We start from the raw sequence: 23,189 nt of genomic DNA on the forward strand, positions 1-23,189 counted from the left end.
GCCGCTGGGCGGGCGGTGAGCCTCCCTCATTGCTATCGCACTAGCGGGGTCTCACCTGTCCCGCTAGTCCCGCAGGACGTTGAATAAACTTCTTTGAAAAGACACCGCACGAAGAAAATTGGTTTTTATTTTCGAGGAGTCCCGCACCTTCCATTCAAATCAACTAGTGTAAACAATCAACATTGAGCTTTAACACAGCCTTCATTTTAAAAACAGGCTTCCGAATTGCTTCATGACGGGTGCCGCCGAATTGAAGGTATTCATGACTTGCCCGAACGTCTGGACGATTTTGTCGACATCGTAATATCCTTCTTTCGTTTTATACGCACCCAGAATATGGTCCATCGGCCTCTTTCCAGCCGGCGGAAACGGCTGCTGCCAGTTTTCGCTTCCTCCATAAAATGCCGTGTTTTGCAGGAAATCGGTTTGATATGGCGTCATCTGCTGCTGCACATACGGATTCACCTCGTAAAACGGCGGAAAAGGCGGCATCGTCATCGATCCAGCTTCCGGCGGAAACGGCCTGGGCCGGTATGGATTGTTTCTATACAACATCTTCACCCCCATTGGCTGCTTTTCTTTCTATTTTATGTATGACAGGAAATGGATGTGTAACGCTGGAATTACTTATCAAGCCGATTTAAACCGGACCGCTGTCATGTTTTTTATGGTGGAGGGGAACACTAACAGGAGCGTTACAAAAAGGAGTGTGAAAAATGGGCAGAGGCAAATCGTTCAATCAAAAAAAACAAAATCACGAACACCGGCAGCCAAAACAGGAAGAACCTTTAATGATCGAACCTGTTGCATCTGAAGGCGACCGGCCGAAATACGTTCAAAAAACGGAGGAATGAAGGACATGGGAAAATCCAAACAGACAAAAGAACGGATGGCAAGGACAAGAAAAGAAGCGAACCAGCACCCGAACGGTGTCGTTAAGTCCAAAAAAGAACTTTACGAATCGGATAGCAGCCGGGAAAGCAACGCTTGAACAAAAAAAGCTTCCGCATTATGCGGGAGCTTTACGATGCATTTCAAATTTTCTCATCAAGGCTTTTCAACACATAATGTACAGATTGAACCATCTCCTGAAACTTCCTTTTCCTTGTATCACGGTAAAATGCCTGTATGGACATGATCTTAAGGTTTTCATGAGTGGAAACGATTTGCGGCATATGTAAATAATCAGGTTTGTTTTCTTTCAGCCATGTTTCGGCAAGTTCCTGCCATTTATCAGCAGATGCTTTCATCTTGTCGGCAAACGGCTTGACTTCCCCGTAAAAATCGACTTCCCTGCCTTCCTGAGGGTTTTCGTATATTTCAAGTGCTTCAGCCACAAAGCCGAGCAGTTCGTTTGTCAGTTTTTTTAGTTCCCGGGTTTGATTGTGCATCTTCATATCCCTCCACCGCCACTATATCAGAATGATCCAGCAGGAATCCAGCGCGCCGCCCCTCTAAAGACAAAAAAATACCGCGGCAGACGCTGCGGGAGTAGTTAAAAGCTGAAGAAGCTCAGTACTTTCCGTTTTTTCGGTTTTTCGACTTTAAAGCCTTCTTCAAGTGCCTGTTTGTTCTCGTTTACTTTATTCTCGAACTCCTCTATTCTTCCTATGACTTCTTCTACTTTTTTAGTCGTTTCTTCTATTTCTTCACGGTGATTCAATAACTGGACGGCAACAACTTCATCGGCTTTGCTTTCAAGCTTTTTTTCCAGATAATCAATCCTGTCCATCAGCATCTGGATTTTTTCTTCCACGGCATCAGTCTTCAGATTCTGTGTTACCTGTACAGCACCGTCTTGTTCGGGCATTCCTGTCTTTTCACTCTTGATGGAATGCAGCATGCGCATCCCCTCTTCTTCAAACACATAGTGGCCATACCCGTTTTTTTTGCATGGAATTTCATATTGCTTCGTCCAGTTCCGGATCGTCTTCGGATCGACACCTAAATATTCCGCAGCCTCTTTCGTTTTCATTGCGTATTCCATCACGGATCCCCTCCCGGTCGTTTTGCTCACATATTCGATGCGCAATTCATTCTCCCTTCATGTGTGACAAAACTAGAAGGTGTTCGGCAAAGAAAGTGGATTTTGGGGCAAATCGACAACGTGCAGCTTTTAAAAAAGTTTACCTTTCGGCAATATTTTTTCCTCCAAACGGATCAATGTGTGGAGCTGCCGCTGTTTGTCAATGTACCAGGAAGTAAGCCTGATGTTTTTTGCCTGCTGTTCTTTCCTGAACCACCATTTCTGCATGCGGCCTTTATACCAATCAGGAAGTGGATTCCTGCTATGTTCGACAACAGGCTGGCACAACCGCAGCATCGGAGTGGAAAACATCCTTCCGCTTCTACCCAGGAACCTTCCGTAATCATTCCTTGATCCGGTGTGCTCCGTATTGTTCGAAAAATCAATTATGGCTCTGTAATAGCCGGGATGAAACAGCAAGCCGGCGAGCCGCTTGCCGAGCTTGATCCGGTTGCTGACTTTTTTGAAGCCGTGCACGGAGTATCCGAACAGTTCCCCCTCCCTCGTCGGGAAAAGCACTGTTGAAAAATGAAGCCTTTCCTCAAACTTGAAGGCAAGTGACCGGAATACCGCCTTTTCATAAACCGGGTGCTCGATAACCGGTTTTTGAATCACATGCTGTTCATTTATGATCAGTGCATATACAAGCCTCTCAATGTCGCCGGACACCCAGAAACGGTTCCATTCCCTTTCCATGAACACCGAGACATTGAATTGGTTCAGCAGCCCGAACATCGGCTTGCCTAAATCCTTTGAGATCCTGTATAAAAGGAGCTGCGGAAACGCATCAGAAAAAATGAGCCAGTTGGCGCGTTCATACGTCAGAAATAACTGCTCTCTCCTATCCGGCTTGAGACTCCTTTGAAACCATTTGCTCTCAAGATCCGTCATATTATAGCCGGCATTCCGGGAAACCATCCCGGCGAGCAGCGCCCAGCGGATTTCTGGATTACGGGAATAGTACCGCTCATACGCTTTTGTCCTGGTAATATTATCAATGTTTTTACGGTCTGTCATTTTTTTTACTATTTGTATGATTTCTTTATTATCTGCTGTCACACGTCCTCCCTCCATCCGGCCGGTTTTTGTTATACAGATAGTATTCGTTTAACGGAGACTGCTATACCAGCCTCCTCAGACAGGGAAAAATTTGGGCTGATATGATAAAATAAGAAAGTCTGCAATCAATTCAGGCAAGAAAAGAGGTGTTTACCTTGGCTATTCGTTACCCCAATGGAAAAGCCTATCAGCCTTCGGAGCCAAATGGAGAGCGGCATACCGGAGGCAGTAAAATGAAGACGTACGGAAACCGGGGGATGACACTCGAAGAAGATATTAATGCTTCGAATATTTATTACCGGGAACACAGGGTCGCGGTCATCCACAAAAAACCGACCCCGGTGCAGATCGTCAACGTTGATTATCCTAAAAGAAGTGCCGCTGTCATAAAAGAGGCCTATTTCAAACAAGCATCAACAACTGACTATAACGGAGTTTATCAGGGGAAGTATATCGATTTCGAAGCAAAGGAAACGAGGAATAAAACTTCATTTCCGCTTAAGAATTTCCATGAACACCAGATTGCCCATATGAAAGAAGTGAAAGCACAGGACGGCATCTGTTTTTTGCTGTTGCGCTTCGCATCTATTGACGAAGTGTATCTTCTTGATGCGGCACATCTATTTGTTTACTGGGACGTGCAGGAAAAAGGAGGCCGAAAATCCATTCCAAAAAAAGATATTGAAAAATATGGATATCATATTCCGCTTGGTTTTCATCCACGCATTGATTATTTGAAAGCTGTCAATGAATTGTATTTTTCTGACTGAAAGGCAGATGACATAAAATGAAAAACGATTACAACTCAAGACAAGAACGAAAGAAGGCAACAAAACCTGCAAAGAAGCCGCGGAAAAAACGCGGGCTTTTCAAGAAAACCATTATTGCCCTGCTGCTGCTTGGATTGGTCGGCATCATTGCAGGCGGAGTCACATTTTTTGCAATGATCCAGGATGCCCCTGACCTTGATGAGACCCTGCTCCAGGACCCGCTCGCTTCCCAGCTATTCGATGCGAACGGGGAAGTATTCAGGGAGCTCGGAAAGCAGAACCGCGAAAAGGTGGACTATAATGAAGTCCCTGATGTCGTTAAAGATGCATTCATAGCGGTCGAGGATGTCCGCTTCTTCGAGCATTTTGGTATTGATTTCAGGCGAATCGGCGGAGCCGTGCTCGCCAATATAAATGAAGGGTTTGGCGCTGAGGGCGCCAGCACCATCACTCAGCAGGTTGTGAAAAATTCCTTCCTCTCCCCTGAAAAGTCGATCTCGAGGAAGGTACAGGAGCAATGGCTTGCCATAAAGCTCGAACAAAAATATTCCAAAGAACAAATATTTGAAATGTACTTGAACAAAATTTTCTTTTCTGAAGGGGCATACGGAGTAGCAAAGGCAGCTGAGGAATATTACGGAAAAGAGCTGAAAGACCTTGAGCTCCATGAAGCGGCAATGATTGCCGGCCTGCCGCAGAGCCCGAACCGCTATAACCCTTTCCGGCATCCTGAAGCTGCCGAAAAACGGCGAAACATCGTCCTTACTTTAATGGAAAAACACGGATTTGTCAGCAGCGAGGAGGCAGAAGCTGCCAAAAAGACGCCCATACAAAGCACCCTGGTCCAGAATAAACAGGAAGATGAAAAATACGGGTCATTTGTTGACCTTGTCATCGATGAGATTGAAGCGAATGAAGATCTATTCGGTGACGTGAATGTGTATACAGCAGGTTTGAAAGTATATACGACGCTTGACCCGAACGCCCAGTCATATATGGAAGAAATGCTGAATGGCAATGAAATCATCAATTATCCTAATGATAAAGTCCAGGCTGGCGTCGTGCTGCTTGATACCCAGACCGGTGAAGTCCGCGCTGTCGGCGATGGCCGCAACCGCAACGTCTCCAGAGGCATCAACCTTGCCTATGACCTGAACAGGCAGCCGGGTTCCACAATAAAACCGATTCTTGATTACGGCCCGGCGATTGAGCATATGAAATGGTCGACTTATCATCAAATTGTCGATGAGCCTTACAAGTATTCAAACGGGGAAAAAGTCGGAAACTGGGATGACAGGCATTTGGGGCAGATGTCAATCCGTACGGCACTCGAACAATCTCGAAACATACCCGCAGTAAAAACATTCCAGGAAGTCGGAGCCGAGCGTGCCGGTGAGTTCGCACATAAACTCGGCATCGATGACTTGCGGGATGTTCCCTATGAATCCAGTGCAATCGGCGGTTTTGACGGAACATCGCCCCTTGAAATGGCGGGTGCCTACAGTGCATTCGGGAATGGCGGTGTTTATAATACCCCGCATGCTGTCACAAAAGTCGTTTTCCCGGATGGCCGGGAAGTCAAACTTGCCCCTGAGCCGGAAGTTGTCATGCATGACTATACGGCATATATGATTACGGATATGCTGAAAGGTGTGGTCAGGAACGGTACTGGTTCCGCTGTCGGCAGAAAGGTCGGCCGCTTGCCTGTTGCCGGCAAGACCGGAACGACGAATAATTACCGGGACAGCTGGTTCGTCGGCTATACGACAAAGTATACTGCAGCGGTCTGGACCGGCTATGAAGGCAAGGGCAACCTTGAAACATCCGCTGAAAAAGGCCTTGCAAAAGACATTTTCTCAAAAATAATGAACGAAGCATCAAAAGACGTGAAAACGGCTGATTTCAAGATGCCGAAGAGTGTCGTTAAAGTCGGCATCGAGAAAGGGTCCAATCCGGCGAAGCTGCCGAGTGATTTCACGCCAAAAGATAAAATCACGTATGAATTGTTTGTAAAAGGCACCACACCAAAAGAAGTATCTGAAAAATATAAGGAGCTCACGCCTCCGCAGAACCTGAAGGCAAAATATGATGAAGAAATGAACCAGGTATTTGTCGAGTGGTCCTATCCGGAAGATGAACGTGAGAACGTATCATTTGAGGTGAAGCTTGCCGTTGATGACGGTGAGTATCAGGAAGTCATGAAAGGCAAAGATACCGCAATCGGAATTGAAAATGTAACGCCAGGCAGCCTTTACAAAATTCAGGTGACCGCTGTAAGTGATGACAGCGACCTCCGCAGCGAGTCAGTCATGGCCCAGATTCAAGTCCCTGAAACCGAAGAAGAAGAACCGTTTCCGGATATCCCCGGAGAAGGTGATGAACAGGATGACGATGAAGGAAACGGCGGGGACGGACAGGATGACGGCAACGGGAACGGCAATGGGAACGGCAATGGGAACGGCGGGGATGATGGCACCGATACCGGGGACGGCGGCGGTGACACCGGAACCGGTGAAGATGATGATCAGGGAGGGGATGATACCGGCACCAATCCCCCTCCCCTCTTAAGCCAATAAAAAAACACAAGGCGTACGTTTAGCTGCTAAATTACCAAAACAGAACAAATGCGCAAGGCGCCCGCTCAGCGGCGTACGTATAAGCGCAGAGAGATGCTCCTTTCCTACCGGAGGGGATGACGATAGCCGCTGGCGACTGGAGCTGGATGATTCCCTTCTGGCTTTTTATCTCCTTAACAATGAAATAAGCACGCTCTGGCCATCCAGAGCGTGCTTATTTTTGCAGTGCAAGCTTTTTATAAAAAAGTTTTTTCGTTTCATCAAACAGCTGTGTCAGCTGAATGAAAGAGTGGTAATGATCGGGACTTTCAAGGATAAAACCAAGCCGTTCCCCGGCGTTGACCGGCTTATGGCCAAGATTTCCGAGTGCTGCCGAAAGATCGGATACTCCGCTTACGGGCAGCCCGTTCGTCCAGAACAGGGACTGCAGATAGCGGGCAGTCCATTTAACCATTTGCGCCCTCGCTTCCTGTTTCCGTTTCTTCTTGAACAGGACGGCAATCCCCTGCCGCTCTTTATCCCAGCAGATGAAAAGATCAGGGACCTCATTTGCCGGATCCTGCCACGGACCTTTGTCACACAAGCCGTTTAGAAAAAGCAATTCGGCCAAAAACGGAGTTTCATCCTGATTTTTTACTGAATCATCCTTGAAAAATGGGGGATGGATAAAAGCCGCGGGAACGTTAAGTTTTTCTGCCATCACGCATTTCCCTTCCGTTTCATCCGCTTCTTGCCTTCCCGACACACGTCTAGAAGCGGGCAAACTTCACATTTCGGCGACTGGGCCTTGCAATGATAACGTCCGAAGAAGATCATGCGGTGGTGTGTCAATCCCCACTCTTCTTCCGGAACTTTACGCATGAGCGTCTCTTCGACCTGAAGTACGCTGTCCTTCCAACGGCAGAATGCAAGGCGCTTGCTAACCCGTTCTACATGGGTATCCACCGCAATCGCCGGTTTGCCGAATGCGACGGACATCACAACATTGGCAGTCTTGCGCCCGACTCCCGGAAGCTTCACCAGCTCTTCCCTTGAATCAGGAACTTGCCGTCCATAATCCTCGATCAGCATTTGAGAAAGATTTCGGATGTTTTTCGCTTTATTTCGGTAAAGACCTATGGATCTGATATCGTTTTCGAGCTCTTCCAGCGGGACTGCCAGATAATCTTCCGGCTCATTATATTTTTTAAAAAGCTCTGCTGTCACTTTATTGACCAGCGCATCAGTGCACTGTGCTGAAAGGACAACAGCGATCAGCAGTTCAAAAGGATTTTTGTGAACGAGTTCGCATTGCGCCACCGGAAACATTTCCCCCATAACATCCAGGCAATAGCGGACTTGTTTCTTATTGAGCATTGTTACCACCCCTCATTGTTCAAGCCAGTTGTAAAACGTCACTTCCCGTTTTCCATCACTATTAACGGGTTCGCCCGCTTCCCTTTTGTTCGTTCCTCTGCGGAACTTCTGGCTGTATGACCTTGCCTGTTCGACTGTATGTATCCGATTCTTCTGCCATTCAAATAAAATTCTGTCGATATAGCGGAAATTCAATTTTCCGGAAACGACGGCTTCGCGTAATGCAGCCTTGATGAGGATAGTATCATGGCCATCCTGATCTACCCACATATTCAGCGTTTCGCATTCAATCGGAGACAGCGGCCGGCCGAATTCCTTTTCAAACAGTGTATAAAGGTTGATTGTCTTTTCTGCCCGGTCCTTTTCCGCCGCTTGTGCATCAGCCGTTTCAAGCTGATAGACGAGCTGCTCCCACAGCGGGCGCAGTGAATACGTCTCAAATCTTACATTCAAATCATCCTTACTTTCATGAATGGCGAGGAGGCCTCTTTGCATGAGCTTCCTCAATAAAGAAGCCGACTCCTCTGCAGAGACAGACATCCGCTCAGAAAGCTCACCCGGTGTCGGAAAAGAGTTGCCGCTTTCAATGAAAATATGAAGATGTATAAGCAGCATGACTTCCGTTTCATTTATATTCAAGCTGCGATAATGTGTAAAAAGCAGTTTCGGCAATGAAACCGGCCCATCCTGTAAAAAATCAATTAATATATCTCTTTTCATCCTGTCCACCTCTCATCCATTATAACATGCCAGCTGGCATCCCCGGTCCCGGCGAAGTAATTATATTTGGCACCCGGACTGGCTTCTTGGTGTGAAAAATCAATGCATGCCCCAACAATACGGCCCCCATATTGTTCAGATGGGGGCCGCATCTCTTTTTATGGATCTTTCGGTTAAACACGGATATTGACTCCTGCTCCAGGCACTCACTCTCCCCTTGCACAGGATGTGCTGCTCCCCGGGTTTGCCACAAGACGGAGCAGACCTTAGAGATGCTCTTCATCTCCATTATGCATCCCTGACGCTGCATACCCCAGGGGCCACCCTCTGGTATGCATCTCCAGCATGATGTTGAATATGCTTCCTCGAACCCTTTAGCTAACGGAGAATATGCGGAGTGAGTTCTGGCAGGCCCGTGCCTTCCTCTCCATCAACATTGTGCTATAACAAATCCTATGGATATAGACGGTTCAAAAGACGCGGGAACGGGATTGTTTCCCGGACATGCTCCACACCTGTAAGCCATGCAACAGTCCGTTCCAAGCCAAGCCCGAAGCCGGAATGAGGAACTGAACCGAATTTGCGGAGTTCAAGATACCATTTGTAAGCGTCACCTGTCAGGCCGTGCTCTTCATAACGCTGTTCCATTAACCCGAGATCATCAATTCGCTGTGATCCGCCTATGATTTCACCGTATCCTTCAGGTGCGATCAAATCCGCACAAAGGACGACTTCTTCCCGCTCCGGATCTGGCTTCATGTAAAACGCTTTGATAGCCGCAGGATATTTCGTAATGAAAACGGGCTTGTCGAAGCTCTCTGCGATTGCCGTTTCATGCGGGGCGCCGAAGTCCTCTCCCCATTCGATATCATCAAACCCTTTATCATGAAGAAGTTCGACCGCTTCATCGTATGTAATGCGCGGGAACGGCGCCTTCACGTTTTCAAGCTTGGCCGTGTCACGGCCAAGAACGTTAAGTTCAAGAGCGCAATTGTTTAAAACGGACTGAACGACATAGCTTACATATTGTTCCTGGACCTGAAGACTGTCCTCATGATCCATGAATGCCATTTCAGGTTCGATCATCCAAAACTCTATGAGATGGCGGCGGGTTTTCGATTTCTCCGCCCTGAAGGTCGGACCGAAAGAAAATACACGGCCGAATGCCATAGCTGCCGCTTCCATATAAAGCTGCCCGCTCTGGGAAAGATAGGCATTCTCATCAAAATACTTTGTATGGAATAACTCTGTCGTTCCCTCTGCTGAACTCCCTGTCAGGATCGGGGGATCGACTTTTATGAAACCTTCGTTATTGAAAAACTCATATGTTGCCCGGATGATTTCATTTCTGACTTTCAAAACTGCATGCTGCCGTTTATGCCGGATCCATAAATGGCGGTTGTCCATCAAAAATTCAGTTCCATGTTTTTTCGGCGTGATCGGATAATCGACCGCTTCATGAATCACTTCAACATCAGTTACCAGCAATTCATAACCGAATGGCGACCTTTCATCTTCCTGGACAGTACCGGTTACATACAGTGATGACTCCTGTGTAAGATTTTTTGCCTTTTGAAAAATCGCTTCATCTACTTCTGCCTTCACCAGAACGCCCTGAATGAAGCCCGTGCCGTCGCGCAATTGCAAAAAGGCGATTTTTCCGCTTGACCGCTTATTCGCGAGCCAGGCCCCGATTGTCACTTCTTTCCCTACGTATTGACTGACCTGTGAAATTGTCGTTTTCACCTGATTCCCTCCAACTCTTCTATGCAATCCTATTATGTACCGGAAACTGTTCATAACAATCATGAAAAAACAGCATTCGGCCGATGCTGAATGCTATTTTTCATGATATGGCGATCAAAAATGCGTGATGTGATAAGTACCATTATACATTTCGACGAAAAGCGCCGTCAACATTGCCGAAAGGCAATATTGACGGGTTCGGTCAGGTAACAGCCTGTCAGCTTCCCCTCGGTTTTAATCCATAAAACGCTTCATGCGGCGCACCGCTTCTTCCAGCTGGTCAAGGGAAGTCGCATAAGAGAGCCTCACATTGTCAGGCGCACCAAAGCCGCTGCCTGGAATGACCGCCACCTTCTCTTCTTCTAGCAATGCTTTCGCCCATGCATCCACATCTTCTAAACCCTTTATTTCTGCCGCTTCCTTCACATTCGGAAATAAATAGAAAGCGCCCTCGGGTTTCACACAGGTGAACCCGGGAATTTCCCGCAGCTGCATATAAATCGTGTCAAGCCTGCTTTCGAAGGCCTTTCTCATTTGCTCGACAGCATCCTGCGGCCCTTCATAAGCGGCAATGGCACCATATTGGCTTACTGACGCCGGATTGGATGTACTGTGGCTTGCCAGATTTGTCATAGCCTTGATAACTGTTTCATTGCCTGCTGCATACCCTATCCTCCACCCAGTCATGCTGTGGGATTTGGATACCCCGTTGATTATGACCGTCTGTGCTTTCAGTTCGGGAGACAGCTGGGCAATTGAAACATGTCTGTTGCCCGCATATACAAGCTTCTCATAAATTTCGTCGGAAACGATAAGAATATCGTGCTCAAGGCATACAGCTCCTATTGCCTCAAGTTCATCAGCTGTATACATCATGCCGGTAGGGTTGCTCGGCGAATTGAGAATAAGTGCTTTCGTTTGGGCCGTAATGGCTTCCCTTACTTGATCCGGTGTGATTTTAAACTGGTTTTCTTCCTTGCCTTCAATAACGGAAGGACTTCCTTCTGCGAGCTTTACCTGTTCCGGATAGCTGACCCAGTACGGGGAAGGAATGATGACTTCATCCCCAGGGTCAAGAATGACCTGGAACAGTGTGTATAACGCATGCTTTGCTCCTGACGTCACAATCAGTTCAGATGGACTATATTCGAGGCCCTGATCATTTTTAAACTTTTCTGCTACCGCTTTCTTCAGGCCGGCCAGTCCTCCTGACGGAGTATACTTCGTCTGGCCTTCTTTCATTGATTGGTATGCCGCTTCAATGATATGGGCGGGTGTATTGAAGTCAGGCTCCCCTGCGCCGAGTCCTACCACATCGTGCCCCTGTTCCTTCAGTTCTTTCGCCTTCATCGTAATGGCCAGTGTAGAGGACGGCGTCAAGTTCGAAACGCGTTTTGCCAATTTCACAATTACTCCCCCTTATAGGTGATCAATGGTACTTAAAGTCTGTATCGTTTTATGAAGGTGCCGTCTTTAAATGCAAGATAATAATAAGATATCCGGTCTTTGCGGTCGATATAGGATACTTCCCAGACAGGAACGTTCTCTTCGATGCCAAGCCGGACATCGATGATTTTCCGCGGGTTGACTTCTTTATTGAAAAAGTCAATCACCTGTCCTTTTGAAATCCCCTCTTTCTCGTAACGGACAATAGGCTCCCCGTCATGATTGTCTGGAATCCAGGCGAACATTCTCTGACCGCTGCCGTCAGTCCCGGAAACAACGTGGTAAGCGGACGTGCCGTGAAAATGTTCAACCTTGCCAACCGACTCCATTTCTGTGTTTTCAAGTGCTACTGAGGAAGCTTCGTCCGCCCTTTCCTTCTCCGGATCCAGCGTTGTCCTGTAAAGATTAACAAGCGAAACGGCTGCAATGGCTAAAACGGCGATCATAATCGCTAATATCCATTTTTTCATATCTTACATCGTCCTTATGTACGGTAAATCGTGAATACAGCTGTTTCCTGGTCTTGTTCATCAAGAGCCAGACCGAACATCAAATCCCTGTCTTTCAGCGTCCTGTTCAGCGCATCCACAATTTTGTATAAATCAGATGAGTTTTTTATCCGGACGGTGGTAAGTTTTTCAATCTTGCTGTTCTTTTCCATGTCATACCCTCCACGAACGAATCTTCATGAGGCCTGCCTTCCATGAATATTCGGGGCAGGCCGTTTCTCATCCATTATATCAGTGTTTTGAAGATTTTAAAGAACTTCCTGTTCATTTTTCCCCGGCATTCCGTACAGGGATTGTAAAAACTTCATAATCATCCATTGTGCACTTAAATGAAACATTGCCGAATCGGCGGGTATGGTATACGTCAATCCACGATTCATACATCCTTTCGACAATTGCCCGGTCCGGCTCCGAGTGTTTTTTTGAAAAGATGACGGCAGATTGCGGGTCGACTTCCTCCATAAAAGGCTGGGTTGTTCCGCTTTCCGCAAAATCAGGTACTTTCAAGACCTCCGCTTTCAGCGGCACACCCGCTTTCATGAGCCTGTCTTCAACTTCCTCCCCGTCAATTCCCATGTAAAGAAAATGATTCTTCCCGTAACGCATTGACAGGATGAGACCCTCCTTATTGTCATTTTCCCCTCCGGCAGCGAGGACTTTGACAACCATTCCGGAAAACAGTTCTTTCAAGTCGCCTTCTTCCCAGGCGTCAAAGCGGTTTTCCCCATAATTGAAACGGGTTTGGAGGCTGTTGATATAAGATGGGGGACCCGCCAATCGCCCGGCGACCTCCTCTGAAATGAGCCAATCCGCATTGCCGGTATACAGCTCATCCGTATTCGTTATGATCAAAAGGTCGATTTTTTTGACGCCGTACATGTCAAGCTGGTGCTTCAGCTCTTTTTTTGTTTTTATACCTCCGCTATTGATGAGGACCGTATGCCCGCCAGCATTCTGAATGAGCGTCGCTTCACCGTTTGATAATTCAAGGAATGTCACGGCAACTTCATTTTGTTGGAGATTCAATTCGATCTTCTCCACTTTTTCAGATTTTGCCGTCCGTTCCGTCAGCAGGAAAATGACTGCCAGCAAAACAGCAGCGATGACTAAAAACTTTTTCATTCTGAACGTCCCTTTCTTTAGCGCAGTATGTTTAGGGTGTCTCAGAACATGAAAAAGTATCACAGCCATTCATCAAGAAAATTGATCAATACGGAAGACGGTTTTTCAATCAACTCGACATCAGGCAGCGATTGCAGGAATACTTTTCCGTATTTCGCCGTAACGAGCCTCCGGTCAAATACAAAAACAGCACCTTTGTCACTCCCAGACCTGATCAGGCGGCCGAACCCCTGCTTGAAGCGAATGACCGCCTGGGGAAGCGTAAATGAGTTGAATGCGCTTTTGCCTGCCAGTCTCAGTGCGCTGGATTTTGCCTGGATCACAGGATTGTCCGGCGGAGCAAACGGAAGCCTTACGATTATTAGACAGCTTAAATCTTCGCCGGGAATGTCTACCCCTTCCCAGAAGCTGCTCGTACCGAATAAAACAGCATTGTCAAATTGCTTGAAGTTTTTTGTAAGGCGCGTCCTTGAGGTGCTGTTTATGCCCTGGCCGATCAGGATCAATTCTTCCGGTGCGGTAAGCCCCTTCACGATGAAATAAGTTTGCTTCAACATTTCATAAGAGGTGAAAAGAATCAGCATCCTGCCTTTTGTCACCCGTGCTATGTCAATGATTTTTTCAGCAATTTCCTGCACATAAACGATATTGTCGACTTCTTTTATGTTTGGAATGTCAGTTGGCACCATCACCTTTACTTGTTCCATAAAATTGAATGGAGACGGAACTTCAAGGACATCAGGCTGGATATCATAAAGGCCGAGCCGGTCAATCATATATGAAAAGGAATGGCTGACGGTCAAGGTGGCAGAAGTCAGAATGACACTGCGCTTTTTTGCAAAGAGACTGTCTGCCAGCAGATCGCTTACGGATATCGGCTGGCTGTACAAATAGATTGCGTTTTTTGCTCCTTTCGGGTCAACTTCTATCCAATACACATTACCTTCTGACCAATCGAGCAACACTTCGGAAAGCTGTATGCGGCGTTCTTCAAGTATATCCGTAAAAAGGAAGAAATCGTCCATCAATCCGGCAGCATATTCAGGGAGGGCTTCAGGAATACCCTGCCTTGATTTTACAGACTCGGCAATCCTGGTGATACCTGCAAGCCGGGAATCGACACGCATTGCGATTTCCTGAATGGTTCTCCAAAATGAATTACTCTCCTTTTCAGTTGATAGCTTATAACTTATCCTGCCGATTTCACTCTTCGTGTTTACCCTTCTTTTCATTACATACGAATGAATCAGACGCAGCAATTCATCAAGTTCATACTGGGCTTGCTCGATAAAATGTTCAAATTCCCCAGGGTTAAGCTGATTCTCGGGCACATCTGCAAGTTCAGTAAGTTTTCGGACAAGCTGCGGGTTGTCTTTCGTTCCGAGCAGCTGGAACAGCGACTGGAATGACGCATAATCAAGCTGGATTCCGAATTGCTTCCCGCATGCTTCTTCAAGGTGGTGAGCTTCATCTACAATCAGTTCACCATAGTCAGGCAGTGTACCGGCTCCGGCTTTCAAATCAGCCATCAATAATGCATGATTGATTATGATCACGTTAGAGCGTGCCGCCCTGTTACGTGCAAGGGCATAAAAGCATTTTTCGCTGAACGGGCAATTCAGGTGAGTGCAGGAAGCTGCACTCACCTGCTTCAATAACTTATCTCCGCCTGATGGGGGATTCAGTTCATCCATATCACCGGTATCTGTCTCAGTAAGCCAGATAAGCAGCTGCCCTTTCATGAGCGATCTGTCGTAATTGTCCTCCGACAGATCATGAAAATGGCGGGCCAGCTTGGCCGGACATAAATACCTGCTCCGGCCTTTAAGTATTGAAGCAGAAAAAGCGAAAGGCAGAGCCTCTTTTAATGCGGGCATATCCTTTTCAAGAAGCTGATCCTGAAGCTGGACGGTTTGTGTGCTTATGACGACCGGCTCCCCTGTCCGATGCGAATGAAAGGCAGCCGGCACCATGTAACCAAGCGTTTTTCCGGTCCCTGTTCCCGCTTCGATGAGAAGATGGCTGTGATTGGTGAGAGCCTTATGTACTTTATCCATCATCTCCCTCTGGCCGGGCCGGTTCTCATACGTGCCCATGGCCCTGGAAAGCCGGCCGCCGCTTCCTGTCATGTGTTCTATATGTTTTTCATATCGGTTATCCACTTTGATTTCCGGTGATGTTGCCGTTTGTCTGACTGTCTTTTTGAATACGAGACCTTCAATTTCTTCATACCCGTCATCCAGCCCATACAAATTCTCTTGCTGCTTTCGGTCCAATGTGCTGTGGATCAAGCCAGACAGGCTGCTTTTTAATTTTTTGGAAAGTGGAAGCAGTTTTTTCAAAACCGGTATCGGAAGTGCTTCAAGCTTAGCAAGCATCTTGACAAGCAAAGCAGCTGTCGCTTCAGCATCACTGGCTGCCCGGTGGTGAGCTGTATGGTTCAAGCCGAACACATCCGCCAGCTCATTCAATTTATAGCTGCCAAGGGAAGGGTATAAAAGCCGTGCAAGTTCAACCGTATCGATGCGGGGGCCGCTGAACGGCAAATACCCGTTCTCCTCAAATTCCTGCTGAAGGAACCCCAGATCAAACGGTACATTATGCGCTACGAAAAAAGAGCCTCCGAGCATTTCATGAAGCTCCGCGGCAATTTCCAAAAACAGCGGTGCTTCCGCCACCATGGCATCAGTAATACCCGTCAGACTGCTTATGAACGGCGGGATGGGCTTCAGCGGGTTGATGAGTGTTTCGAACCGTCCCGTAACAATTCCATCCTCTACGATCACTGCCCCTATTTCTATAATACTATCGCCGCTTTTCGGCTGGTTTCCTGTTGTTTCAATATCAATTACTGCAAATTTACTCACGTAAGGACACCCCGGCTTTTTATTGCTCACTATTTTATGCTAGATTCATTATAGTTTTTCTTTGTGTGAAACTCAAAAGAAGATAACCGCACAGATGATGCCATACTGTTAACTCCGCTTTGCAAAATGCGTGATCGATGTTAATGAACCCTTAAAATCTCTCGCACGCTTGGTTTAGAAGTGCAACATTTAAAAACTTTGGTCTTTTTCTTATACAAGCTTATTGAACGAAAGCAACTTGGTTACTGACGTGTTTGTAAAAATTGTTTTTGAAGCAGAGAGTTGATTTTCGCTGCAGGAGATCGCTTTCGCCACGGACATAAGTGCGATATCCGTTCCTGCTTCCCCTCCGGTCGCACTCTCGGTGTCTTCTTTGCCGCGGGGCGGGCGGTGAACCTCGTCATCGCTACCCGCTCTTGCGGGGTCTCACCTGTCCCGCTGCTCCCGCCGGAGTCTCGCCTTTCCGCTCCAATCAACTGGTGCATGAATAGATGTCCCGCTTTTATATAATTTAGCCAAAAATCAGTAAGAACAAATGCGCATGGCGCCCGCTTAGCGTCGTACGCATAAGCGGGAGTACCCGCAGGGAGGTTCTCTTTCCTCCCGGAGGGGATCACCGTTTATGACGATAGCCGCTGGCGCCTGGAGCTGGACGATTCCTTCCTGGTTTTTATCCACAACGCTTATATTTTATAATTTCCTTAACAACAAAAAAAGCAGTCCAATTCATATGTGAATTGAACTGCTAATTAATGCGGCATTTAATGTTTTGCACTCAAAAACCGTCCTGTTCCAGAAAATCCAAGGCTCTTTTGATTGCTCCCGCGATCGCTACAGGACCGTTGCTTCCGGTTCTGCGCCGATCATTTCACGGATACTGTTGTCCTCATTCATGATTGCGATTTTCGGGGTATGGTTTTTCACTTTTTCCTCAGGGATGAGGGCATATGATATGATAATGACCGTGTCGCCCTTTTGCACCAAGCGGGCTGCCGCTCCATTCAGGCATATGACTCCGCTCCCCCGTTCACCGGGAATGATATATGTTTCAAAGCGGGCGCCGTTATTGTTATTGACAATCTGCACTTTCTCATTCGCCGTCATGCCGACACAATCAAGCAAATCTTCATCTATCGTAATGCTGCCGACGTAATCAAGATTCGCTTCTGTCACGACAGCACGGTGTATTTTTCCATTCATCATTGTACGGAACATGTTTATCCTCCTATGTCAGTTGATCTTGATGATAACATTGTCGATAAGGCGAACCTTTGAAAATTTGACAGCCGCCGCCAAAATCATTTTTCCTGACAACGTTTCCGTTTTAGTCAACTCAGGGTATTTGTATAACTCCACATAATCCACGACACCGCTTGTCCTGCTTTCAATTACATCTTTTACGCCTTTAATGATGGGAGCGGCATCAAGTTCCCCCGCTTTCAATTTTTCCCCGGCCGCTTTCAACGCTGAGTAGATTGCGGGCGCCTCATCTCTTTCCGCTCTCGTCAGCTTCACATTCCGGGAACTTTTCGCAAGACCGTCTTCCTCCCTTACAATGCCGACCTCCCTGATTTCCACCGGAAAATTGAGATCTTCAACGAGACCTTTTACAACCGCCACCTGTTGTGCATCTTTCAGTCCGAAATAACTCCTGTGCGGCAGGGTGATGTTAAAGAGTTTGATCAGAACAGTTGCCACCCCGTCGAAATGGCCTGGCCGAGACCGCCCGCACAGCACATCCGTTCTCTTTTCCACCTTCAAAGACACGGTCATTTCGGAAGGGTACATTTCCTTCACATGGGGATAAAATACGTAATCAACACCAGCATCTGCCGCGAGCTCCTCATCCCGGTCAAAGTCGCGCGGATAAGCGCCGTAATCTTCTGCAGGCCCGAATTGGAGCGGATTGACGAAAATGCTTAGCACGACAAGATCGTTTTCTTCCCTGGCTGCTTCAACAAGGGTAAGATGCCCTTTATGCAAATAACCCATCGTCGGAACAAAGCCGATTGAACGGCCGCTGCTTCGCTGCTTTACCATCTCTTGCTGCATTTCGGCTATCGTGTTGATTACCTTCATTCCTGGCCTCCGTATAATGCGGCCAACTGCTCGTTTTTCATTGTGAAACTGTGCTCTTCACCTGGAAACTCACGATTTTTCACTTCAGCCGCAAATTGTGAAATGCCATTTTTGATTGCAGTATTCACATCGGCATAACGTTTCGCAAAGCGCGGTACCCGTTCCACTCCGTATGTGATTACATCATGGTAGACGAGAACCTGGCCATCCGTATCCCGTCCGGCACCTATCCCGATTACAGGAATCGCAAGCGCCTCTGTCACAGCTGCTGACAACTGCTTCGGCACCGCTTCAAGTACAAGCATCACGGCACCCGCTGCTTCAGCAGCCCTGGCATCCTCCATCAGTCTGCGGGCTGATTCAGCATCCTTACCCTGTACACCATAACCGCCGAGCACCCCGACCGACTGGGGCGTCAAGCCAAGATGAGCGACAATCGGCACACCCGCTTCAGTCAGCGTCCGGATTACGGAAATCACTTCCCCGCCGCCTTCCACTTTCAGCGCATTGGCGCCGCTTTCCTGGATGATTCTGCGGGCATTTTTCATTGTGTCTTCCCGTGAGGCATGATAGCTCATAAACGGCATATCCGTTACAACATATGTATCCGGAGCACCCCGTTTCACGGCTTTGGTATGATGGATCATATCAGCGACCGTAACAGGCACAGTCGATTCATAGCCGAGTACGACCATTCCGAGAGAATCGCCGACAAGGATAACATCAGCACCTGCTTCCTCCACCTGTTTTGCCGATGGGTAATCATAGGCGGTTACCATGACAATCGGCTCACTTTCAATCTTCATCTTCGTAAATTCCTTTGTCCCTTTCATGTCTTTCCTCCTCCTCTTTGGGAGCGAGAAAGATGAAGCAACCGAAAAAAACGCCTTCTTCCGGCTGGAAGAGGCGTGATTAAATAAGCATTCGGCAATCATCCCTCTGTCCCAGTCCATCATTTTTGGATCAAGGCAGAATATTCCCTGACAAATCATATGAAAATCACAAAACTGCAAGGCGGTGCAGTTCACAGGTGATACTGCCCGGCTACATGTAGTATAACAGATTCCTTACTATCTGGGTACAATTTCTATATCTGCTGAATATATCTGGTGAATGGCGCCTTCTTCATCTTTCAGAAGGAGCACTCCGTCACCCGTTATGCCGACTGCATATCCCGTAAGTGTACTGGTCACTGTTGTTGCAGTTATTTTCCGTCCGATGCTGACCGCTCCTTCTTCCCATGCCTGTTTGACGGGTGCAAAACCTTCTTTCAAATATTTAAAATAGAGGGACTCCAGTTCTTCAAGAATGCCGGCAATGACCGCATTCCTGTTGAAATGCACTCCTCCTTCAGCGGCAAGGGAGCTTGCTTTATCCTGCAGATGGGCTGGAAAATCGGCCAGATCATGATTCACGTTCAAGCCGATACCGATGATGACGGCCTGGACTCTGTCCGGGTCAGCCTGGAGCTCGGTTAAAATACCGGCCACCTTCCGGCCGTTTATTAGGAGATCGTTCGGCCACTTAATATCGCTGGTGAGGCCGGTCACTTTTTGTATTCCCGTTCTGACAGCCGCAGCTGCAAGCAATGTTAATTGCGGTGCCTGCCGGGGCGGGATATCCGGACGAAGGATAATACTCATCCAGATTCCCTTTCCAGCAATCGAATCCCAGCTGCGGTTTAGCCGTCCCCTGCCTTCCGTCTGTTTTTCTGCAGCAATAACTGTTCCTTCTGCTGCTCCTTCGTTCGAACGGATATGAGCGGTTTTCTGGGTGGAGGGCAGTGCATCATGGACTTCCACGGTACCTCCAAACCAGGCGGTTTTCAATCCGAATCGGATAGCGCTTCCAGACAGCGTTTCTGGAAGCGCTGTAATCCGGTAACCTTTACGCGGAACAGCTTCCAGCCGAAATCCCTCTTTCCTGAGGTCCTCGATGTATTTCCAGACCGCTGTTCTCGAACAGCCGAGCGCCTCTGATATTTGCTGGCCTGATAGAAATTGCCCCGGCCTGTCAGCAAACATGTTCAACAGCGTTTCTTTTACAGCAGGTTGCATTGCTCAAGCCACTCCTTCATATCAGCCCTGTCGTTTGCCAATTTCTGCTCCACTACCGCTTTTTCGACACTCGACAACGCTTTCTCAATCCATGGTCCAGGTCTCTTTCCACTCCAGGAAATAAGATTCCTGCCGTCAAGTTCAAGTTCATTTCGGGAATGAATCGGCAAGCTGCTGTACCTTCTGGCGATTTCTTCAAGAGCCGGCTGTGCAGCTACACCGGATAATGCCGCGGTGATTCTGGCGGCCGATTGTGAATAAGACCCGCCAAATTTGTAGAGCTGCCAATCTGTCCAGCCTTTAGACGATGCAGAATGAACGGCATCCAGCAATATCCGGATATTTGTGCGCCGCTTTTTCGGTAACTTCCAAATTTCAAACAGACTTTGAGGATCCGAAAGATCCAGAAAGTGAAAAAGAACTGTCCAAAACTCGGTCAGCTCCCTCAATTCCCGAAGACGGCTGTCTGCCATCTGATGCAGCACATCTTTACGGCCGGCGAGTCCTGGCAGGGATTCTGACAGTCCTGTATCAGCGAGCAGTCTTAGTGCCTGCCCCCTGTTCTCACCGAGAAGAAGCTTATCAAACTCGACAGAAATCCGTTCAACTGCAATATGCTTCAACATTTCTGCGTGGAGGGTAATCGCTTTAACTGTCTCTTCTTCCACCTTGAAGTCAAGCTGGCTTGAAAACCTGAGGGCCCTCATCATCCGCAGTGCGTCTTCTGAGAACCGTTCCGACGGATTTCCCACCGTACAAATCCGTCTCCGTTGAAGATCATCCCTGCCGCTGAAAGGGTCGATGATTTGGCCGTCTTTTGTTAGTGCGATCGCATTAATGGTAAAATCCCGTCTCTGTAAGTCTTCCTTTAAGGAAGAGACAAATTTCACTTCCGAAGGCCTCCGGTAGTCAAGGTAGTCGCCATCTGTACGGAAGGTTGTCACTTCGTAAAAATGGCCCGATTGCTCAACTACAACGGTACCATGCTCGATTCCGATCGGAAGGGTTTTATTGAAAAGCTGCATGACTGCCCGGGGCTGTGCGGAAGTGGCGATATCAACATCTCCGATTTCCCGGCCCAGCAGCATATCTCGCACGGAACCACCTACAAAATATGCTTCATATCCGTTTTCTATCAGGCGATCGATAATCGCCGCTGGTATCTCAAACACGCTGTTCATCGCTTTTCCTCCATCGGTTTTTCGGCGAGCGTTTCGTAATAAACTTTTTCATATTGATTCACGATGGCTCCTGAATGGAACTTTTGCGCTGCCGTATCGAGGGCGGCCTGCCGGAAACGGCTATGCAAAACACTGTTTTCCAGTAATCCAAGCGCATGCCGTGTCCCCGCTTCAATATCACCGGTGTCGATAATATAACCGTTTTTGCCGTGTTCGATGATTTCAGGAATTCCGCCGATATCTGTCCCGATGCATGGTACTCCGCAAGCCATCGCTTCAAGGAGCACCAGGCCGAAACTTTCCTTCTGTGACAAGAGCAGCATCAAATCGCTGATAGAAAGCAATTCTGCTACGTTTTCCTGTTTTCCGAGAAACAGAACATGGTCTTCCAGCCCCAGCTCGCTGACAAGTGAACTAACCTTGGAATATTCAGGGCCGTCACCGATCAAAAGGAGCCGTGCCGGCATGCTGCGGACGATATTACCGAAAAGACGAATCACGTCAGGCACCCGCTTTACATGCCTGAAATTCGAAATATGGACGACCACTTTTTCGTGAGGCGATATTCCGTAGGCGGCCCTCAGCCCTTCATGTTTCCTTGGGTGGTACTCACGTTCATCAACGAAATTATGTATCGGTATGATCTGCTTGTCAGTCATTAGCATCTCCCTTGTTTGGTCGATGAGCGCGCGGCTTACGGCTGTCACTGCATCCGAACGCTCTATCCCGAACCGGATAGCCTCACTAAGCGAAGGATCTTCCCCGAGGACGGTGATATCGGTTCCATGCAACGTGGTCACGACTTTCAGTTTACCGCCGGTCATTTCCCTGGCCAGTATTGCACTGATCGCATGAGGAACAGCATAATGGACGTGAAGCAAATCGAGCCCTTCCCGTTTCGACACTTCTGCCATTTTACTTGCCAGCGAAATATCATACGGGGCATATTTGAATACCGAATATTGATTGACTTCGACTTCATGGAAATAAATATTCGGATAAAGCCTGTCGAGCCTGAACGGGACATCAGATGTTATAAAGTGGATTTCATGGCCGCGCTGGGCAAGAAGCTTTCCCAATTCCGTCGCGACTACCCCTGATCCGCCCACCGTCGGATAGCACGTTATGCCAATCTTCAATTTCATGTCTATCACCAAACCAATCTTTATCATTCAAAACCTTGTAAGCTGCCGGAAAATGAGCTGCCATTCATGAGAGTTTCTGGCTGCAGCTACTACTGTTCTTCTGAAATCAATAAACATCTGTCCCGTGAACGATTCTCCGCCATTGCAGATCGCCTCTTTTAAGGCCCTGGACCAGGATTTCGGCTGTGCCCAGGTTGGTGGCAAGCGGTATGCCGTACACATCACAGAGACGGAGCAATGCCGATACGTCCGGCTCATGCGGCTGTGCAGTAAGCGGATCTCGGAAAAACAGGATCATATCCATCTCATTTTTCGCAACCATAGCACCGATTTGCTGGTCGCCTCCGAGCGGTCCGGACTCGAACCTGGTAATATCTAGTCCAGTCGCTTCTTTGATCTTCTTGCCTGTCGTTCCGGTTGCATAAAGGCTGTGCTGCTCAAGTACCTGTTTGTATGCAAGTGCAAATTGGATAATTTCCCGTTTCTTTTTATCATGGGCAATCAATGCAATGTTCATAGCTCCATCCCCC

The 23,189-nt window shown here is 47.8% G+C and carries 24 protein-coding genes; 4 read left to right on the forward strand and 20 right to left on the reverse strand.

The window, feature by feature from the left end:
- Positions 1–201: 201 nt before the first annotated feature.
- The gene (locus tag A4U59_RS13645) at positions 202–567 is read right to left on the reverse strand and encodes a YppG family protein (protein WP_083270850.1); all 366 of its coding nucleotides are present in this window, start codon (positions 565–567) and stop codon (positions 202–204) included.
- A 149-nt stretch (positions 568–716) separates the two neighbouring features.
- Between A4U59_RS13645 and A4U59_RS21395 the strand changes: the two genes are divergently transcribed.
- Positions 717–854 carry a hypothetical protein gene (locus tag A4U59_RS21395; RefSeq protein WP_157888187.1) on the forward strand — a complete coding sequence of 46 codons (138 nt, stop codon included), beginning with the start codon at positions 717–719 and terminating at the stop codon, positions 852–854.
- 5 nt (positions 855–859) lie between these two features.
- The gene (locus A4U59_RS22425) at positions 860–991 is read left to right on the forward strand and encodes a hypothetical protein (RefSeq protein WP_281183671.1); all 132 of its coding nucleotides are present in this window, start codon (positions 860–862) and stop codon (positions 989–991) included.
- Positions 992–1,034: 43 nt separating this feature from the next.
- Here A4U59_RS22425 and A4U59_RS13650 read toward each other — a convergent pair whose 3' ends face one another.
- From A4U59_RS13650 to A4U59_RS13660, 3 genes are all read right to left on the reverse strand, one after another.
- Complete coding sequence (locus A4U59_RS13650) at positions 1,035–1,391, reverse strand: YppE family protein (protein WP_083270851.1); 357 nt, start codon at positions 1,389–1,391, stop codon at positions 1,035–1,037.
- Between the two features lie 104 nt (positions 1,392–1,495).
- Positions 1,496–1,987, reverse strand: a complete 492-nt coding sequence (locus tag A4U59_RS13655; protein WP_157888188.1) for a helix-turn-helix domain-containing protein — start codon at positions 1,985–1,987, stop codon at positions 1,496–1,498.
- A gap of 129 nt (positions 1,988–2,116) precedes the next feature.
- Complete coding sequence (locus A4U59_RS13660) at positions 2,117–3,085, reverse strand: DUF2515 domain-containing protein (RefSeq protein WP_245680562.1); 969 nt, start codon at positions 3,083–3,085, stop codon at positions 2,117–2,119.
- 155 nt (positions 3,086–3,240) lie between these two features.
- Here A4U59_RS13660 and recU point away from each other — a divergent pair, with 155 nt between their 5' ends.
- Both recU and A4U59_RS13670 read left to right on the forward strand, forming a co-directional pair.
- Positions 3,241–3,855, forward strand: a complete 615-nt coding sequence (recU, locus tag A4U59_RS13665) for a Holliday junction resolvase RecU (RefSeq protein WP_070121100.1) — start codon at positions 3,241–3,243, stop codon at positions 3,853–3,855.
- 17 nt (positions 3,856–3,872) lie between these two features.
- A complete protein-coding gene (locus A4U59_RS13670; protein WP_070121101.1) occupies positions 3,873–6,431 on the forward strand; it encodes a PBP1A family penicillin-binding protein in 2,559 nt (852 codons plus the stop codon).
- Between the two features lie 214 nt (positions 6,432–6,645).
- Here A4U59_RS13670 and A4U59_RS13675 read toward each other — a convergent pair whose 3' ends face one another.
- The 16 genes from A4U59_RS13675 to mgsA form a co-directional block, all read right to left on the reverse strand.
- Complete coding sequence (locus A4U59_RS13675) at positions 6,646–7,131, reverse strand: YpoC family protein (RefSeq protein WP_070121102.1); 486 nt, start codon at positions 7,129–7,131, stop codon at positions 6,646–6,648.
- The gene (nth, locus tag A4U59_RS13680; RefSeq protein ID WP_070121103.1) at positions 7,131–7,787 is read right to left on the reverse strand and encodes an endonuclease III; all 657 of its coding nucleotides are present in this window, start codon (positions 7,785–7,787) and stop codon (positions 7,131–7,133) included. The genes A4U59_RS13675 and nth overlap by 1 nt, the downstream gene beginning before the upstream one ends.
- 12 nt (positions 7,788–7,799) lie before the next feature.
- On the reverse strand, positions 7,800–8,507 hold the full coding sequence (locus tag A4U59_RS13685) for a DnaD domain-containing protein (protein ID WP_070121104.1): 708 nt from the start codon (positions 8,505–8,507) through the stop codon (positions 7,800–7,802).
- Positions 8,508–8,960: 453 nt separating this feature from the next.
- Complete coding sequence (asnS, locus tag A4U59_RS13695) at positions 8,961–10,253, reverse strand: asparagine--tRNA ligase (protein ID WP_070121106.1); 1,293 nt, start codon at positions 10,251–10,253, stop codon at positions 8,961–8,963.
- A 234-nt stretch (positions 10,254–10,487) separates the two neighbouring features.
- Positions 10,488–11,660, reverse strand: a complete 1,173-nt coding sequence (locus A4U59_RS13700) for a pyridoxal phosphate-dependent aminotransferase (RefSeq protein ID WP_070121107.1) — start codon at positions 11,658–11,660, stop codon at positions 10,488–10,490.
- Positions 11,661–11,692: 32 nt separating this feature from the next.
- On the reverse strand, positions 11,693–12,169 hold the full coding sequence (locus A4U59_RS13705; RefSeq protein WP_070121108.1) for a cell wall elongation regulator TseB-like domain-containing protein: 477 nt from the start codon (positions 12,167–12,169) through the stop codon (positions 11,693–11,695).
- Between the two features lie 14 nt (positions 12,170–12,183).
- Positions 12,184–12,360: a YpmA family protein gene (locus A4U59_RS13710; RefSeq protein WP_070121109.1), complete on the reverse strand. Its 177-nt coding sequence runs from the start codon at positions 12,358–12,360 to the stop codon at positions 12,184–12,186.
- Positions 12,361–12,472: 112 nt separating this feature from the next.
- Positions 12,473–13,330 carry a ComEC/Rec2 family competence protein gene (locus A4U59_RS13715; RefSeq protein WP_070121110.1) on the reverse strand — a complete coding sequence of 286 codons (858 nt, stop codon included), beginning with the start codon at positions 13,328–13,330 and terminating at the stop codon, positions 12,473–12,475.
- A gap of 59 nt (positions 13,331–13,389) precedes the next feature.
- Positions 13,390–16,197, reverse strand: a complete 2,808-nt coding sequence (gene dinG, locus A4U59_RS13720) for an ATP-dependent DNA helicase DinG (RefSeq protein ID WP_070121111.1) — start codon at positions 16,195–16,197, stop codon at positions 13,390–13,392.
- Positions 16,198–17,028: 831 nt separating this feature from the next.
- The gene (panD, locus tag A4U59_RS13730; protein WP_070121113.1) at positions 17,029–17,412 is read right to left on the reverse strand and encodes an aspartate 1-decarboxylase; all 384 of its coding nucleotides are present in this window, start codon (positions 17,410–17,412) and stop codon (positions 17,029–17,031) included.
- Positions 17,413–17,427: 15 nt separating this feature from the next.
- Complete coding sequence (gene panC, locus A4U59_RS13735) at positions 17,428–18,276, reverse strand: pantoate--beta-alanine ligase (protein WP_070121114.1); 849 nt, start codon at positions 18,274–18,276, stop codon at positions 17,428–17,430.
- The gene (panB, locus tag A4U59_RS13740; RefSeq protein ID WP_070121115.1) at positions 18,273–19,109 is read right to left on the reverse strand and encodes a 3-methyl-2-oxobutanoate hydroxymethyltransferase; all 837 of its coding nucleotides are present in this window, start codon (positions 19,107–19,109) and stop codon (positions 18,273–18,275) included. Before panB ends, panC begins: the two co-directional genes overlap by 4 nt.
- A 237-nt stretch (positions 19,110–19,346) precedes the next feature.
- Positions 19,347–20,333, reverse strand: a complete 987-nt coding sequence (locus tag A4U59_RS13745) for a biotin--[acetyl-CoA-carboxylase] ligase (RefSeq protein ID WP_070121116.1) — start codon at positions 20,331–20,333, stop codon at positions 19,347–19,349.
- Positions 20,318–21,514: a CCA tRNA nucleotidyltransferase gene (locus A4U59_RS13750; protein ID WP_070121117.1), complete on the reverse strand. Its 1,197-nt coding sequence runs from the start codon at positions 21,512–21,514 to the stop codon at positions 20,318–20,320. Before A4U59_RS13750 ends, A4U59_RS13745 begins: the two co-directional genes overlap by 16 nt.
- Positions 21,511–22,659: an N-acetyl-alpha-D-glucosaminyl L-malate synthase BshA gene (gene bshA / locus A4U59_RS13755; protein WP_070121118.1), complete on the reverse strand. Its 1,149-nt coding sequence runs from the start codon at positions 22,657–22,659 to the stop codon at positions 21,511–21,513. Before bshA ends, A4U59_RS13750 begins: the two co-directional genes overlap by 4 nt.
- A gap of 106 nt (positions 22,660–22,765) precedes the next feature.
- The gene (gene mgsA, locus A4U59_RS13760) at positions 22,766–23,176 is read right to left on the reverse strand and encodes a methylglyoxal synthase (protein ID WP_070121119.1); all 411 of its coding nucleotides are present in this window, start codon (positions 23,174–23,176) and stop codon (positions 22,766–22,768) included.
- Positions 23,177–23,189 lie beyond the last annotated feature (13 nt).

This window comes from Bacillus marinisedimentorum (genome assembly GCF_001644195.2).
GTDB lineage: Bacteria > Bacillota > Bacilli > Bacillales > Bacillaceae_O > Bacillus_BL > Bacillus_BL marinisedimentorum.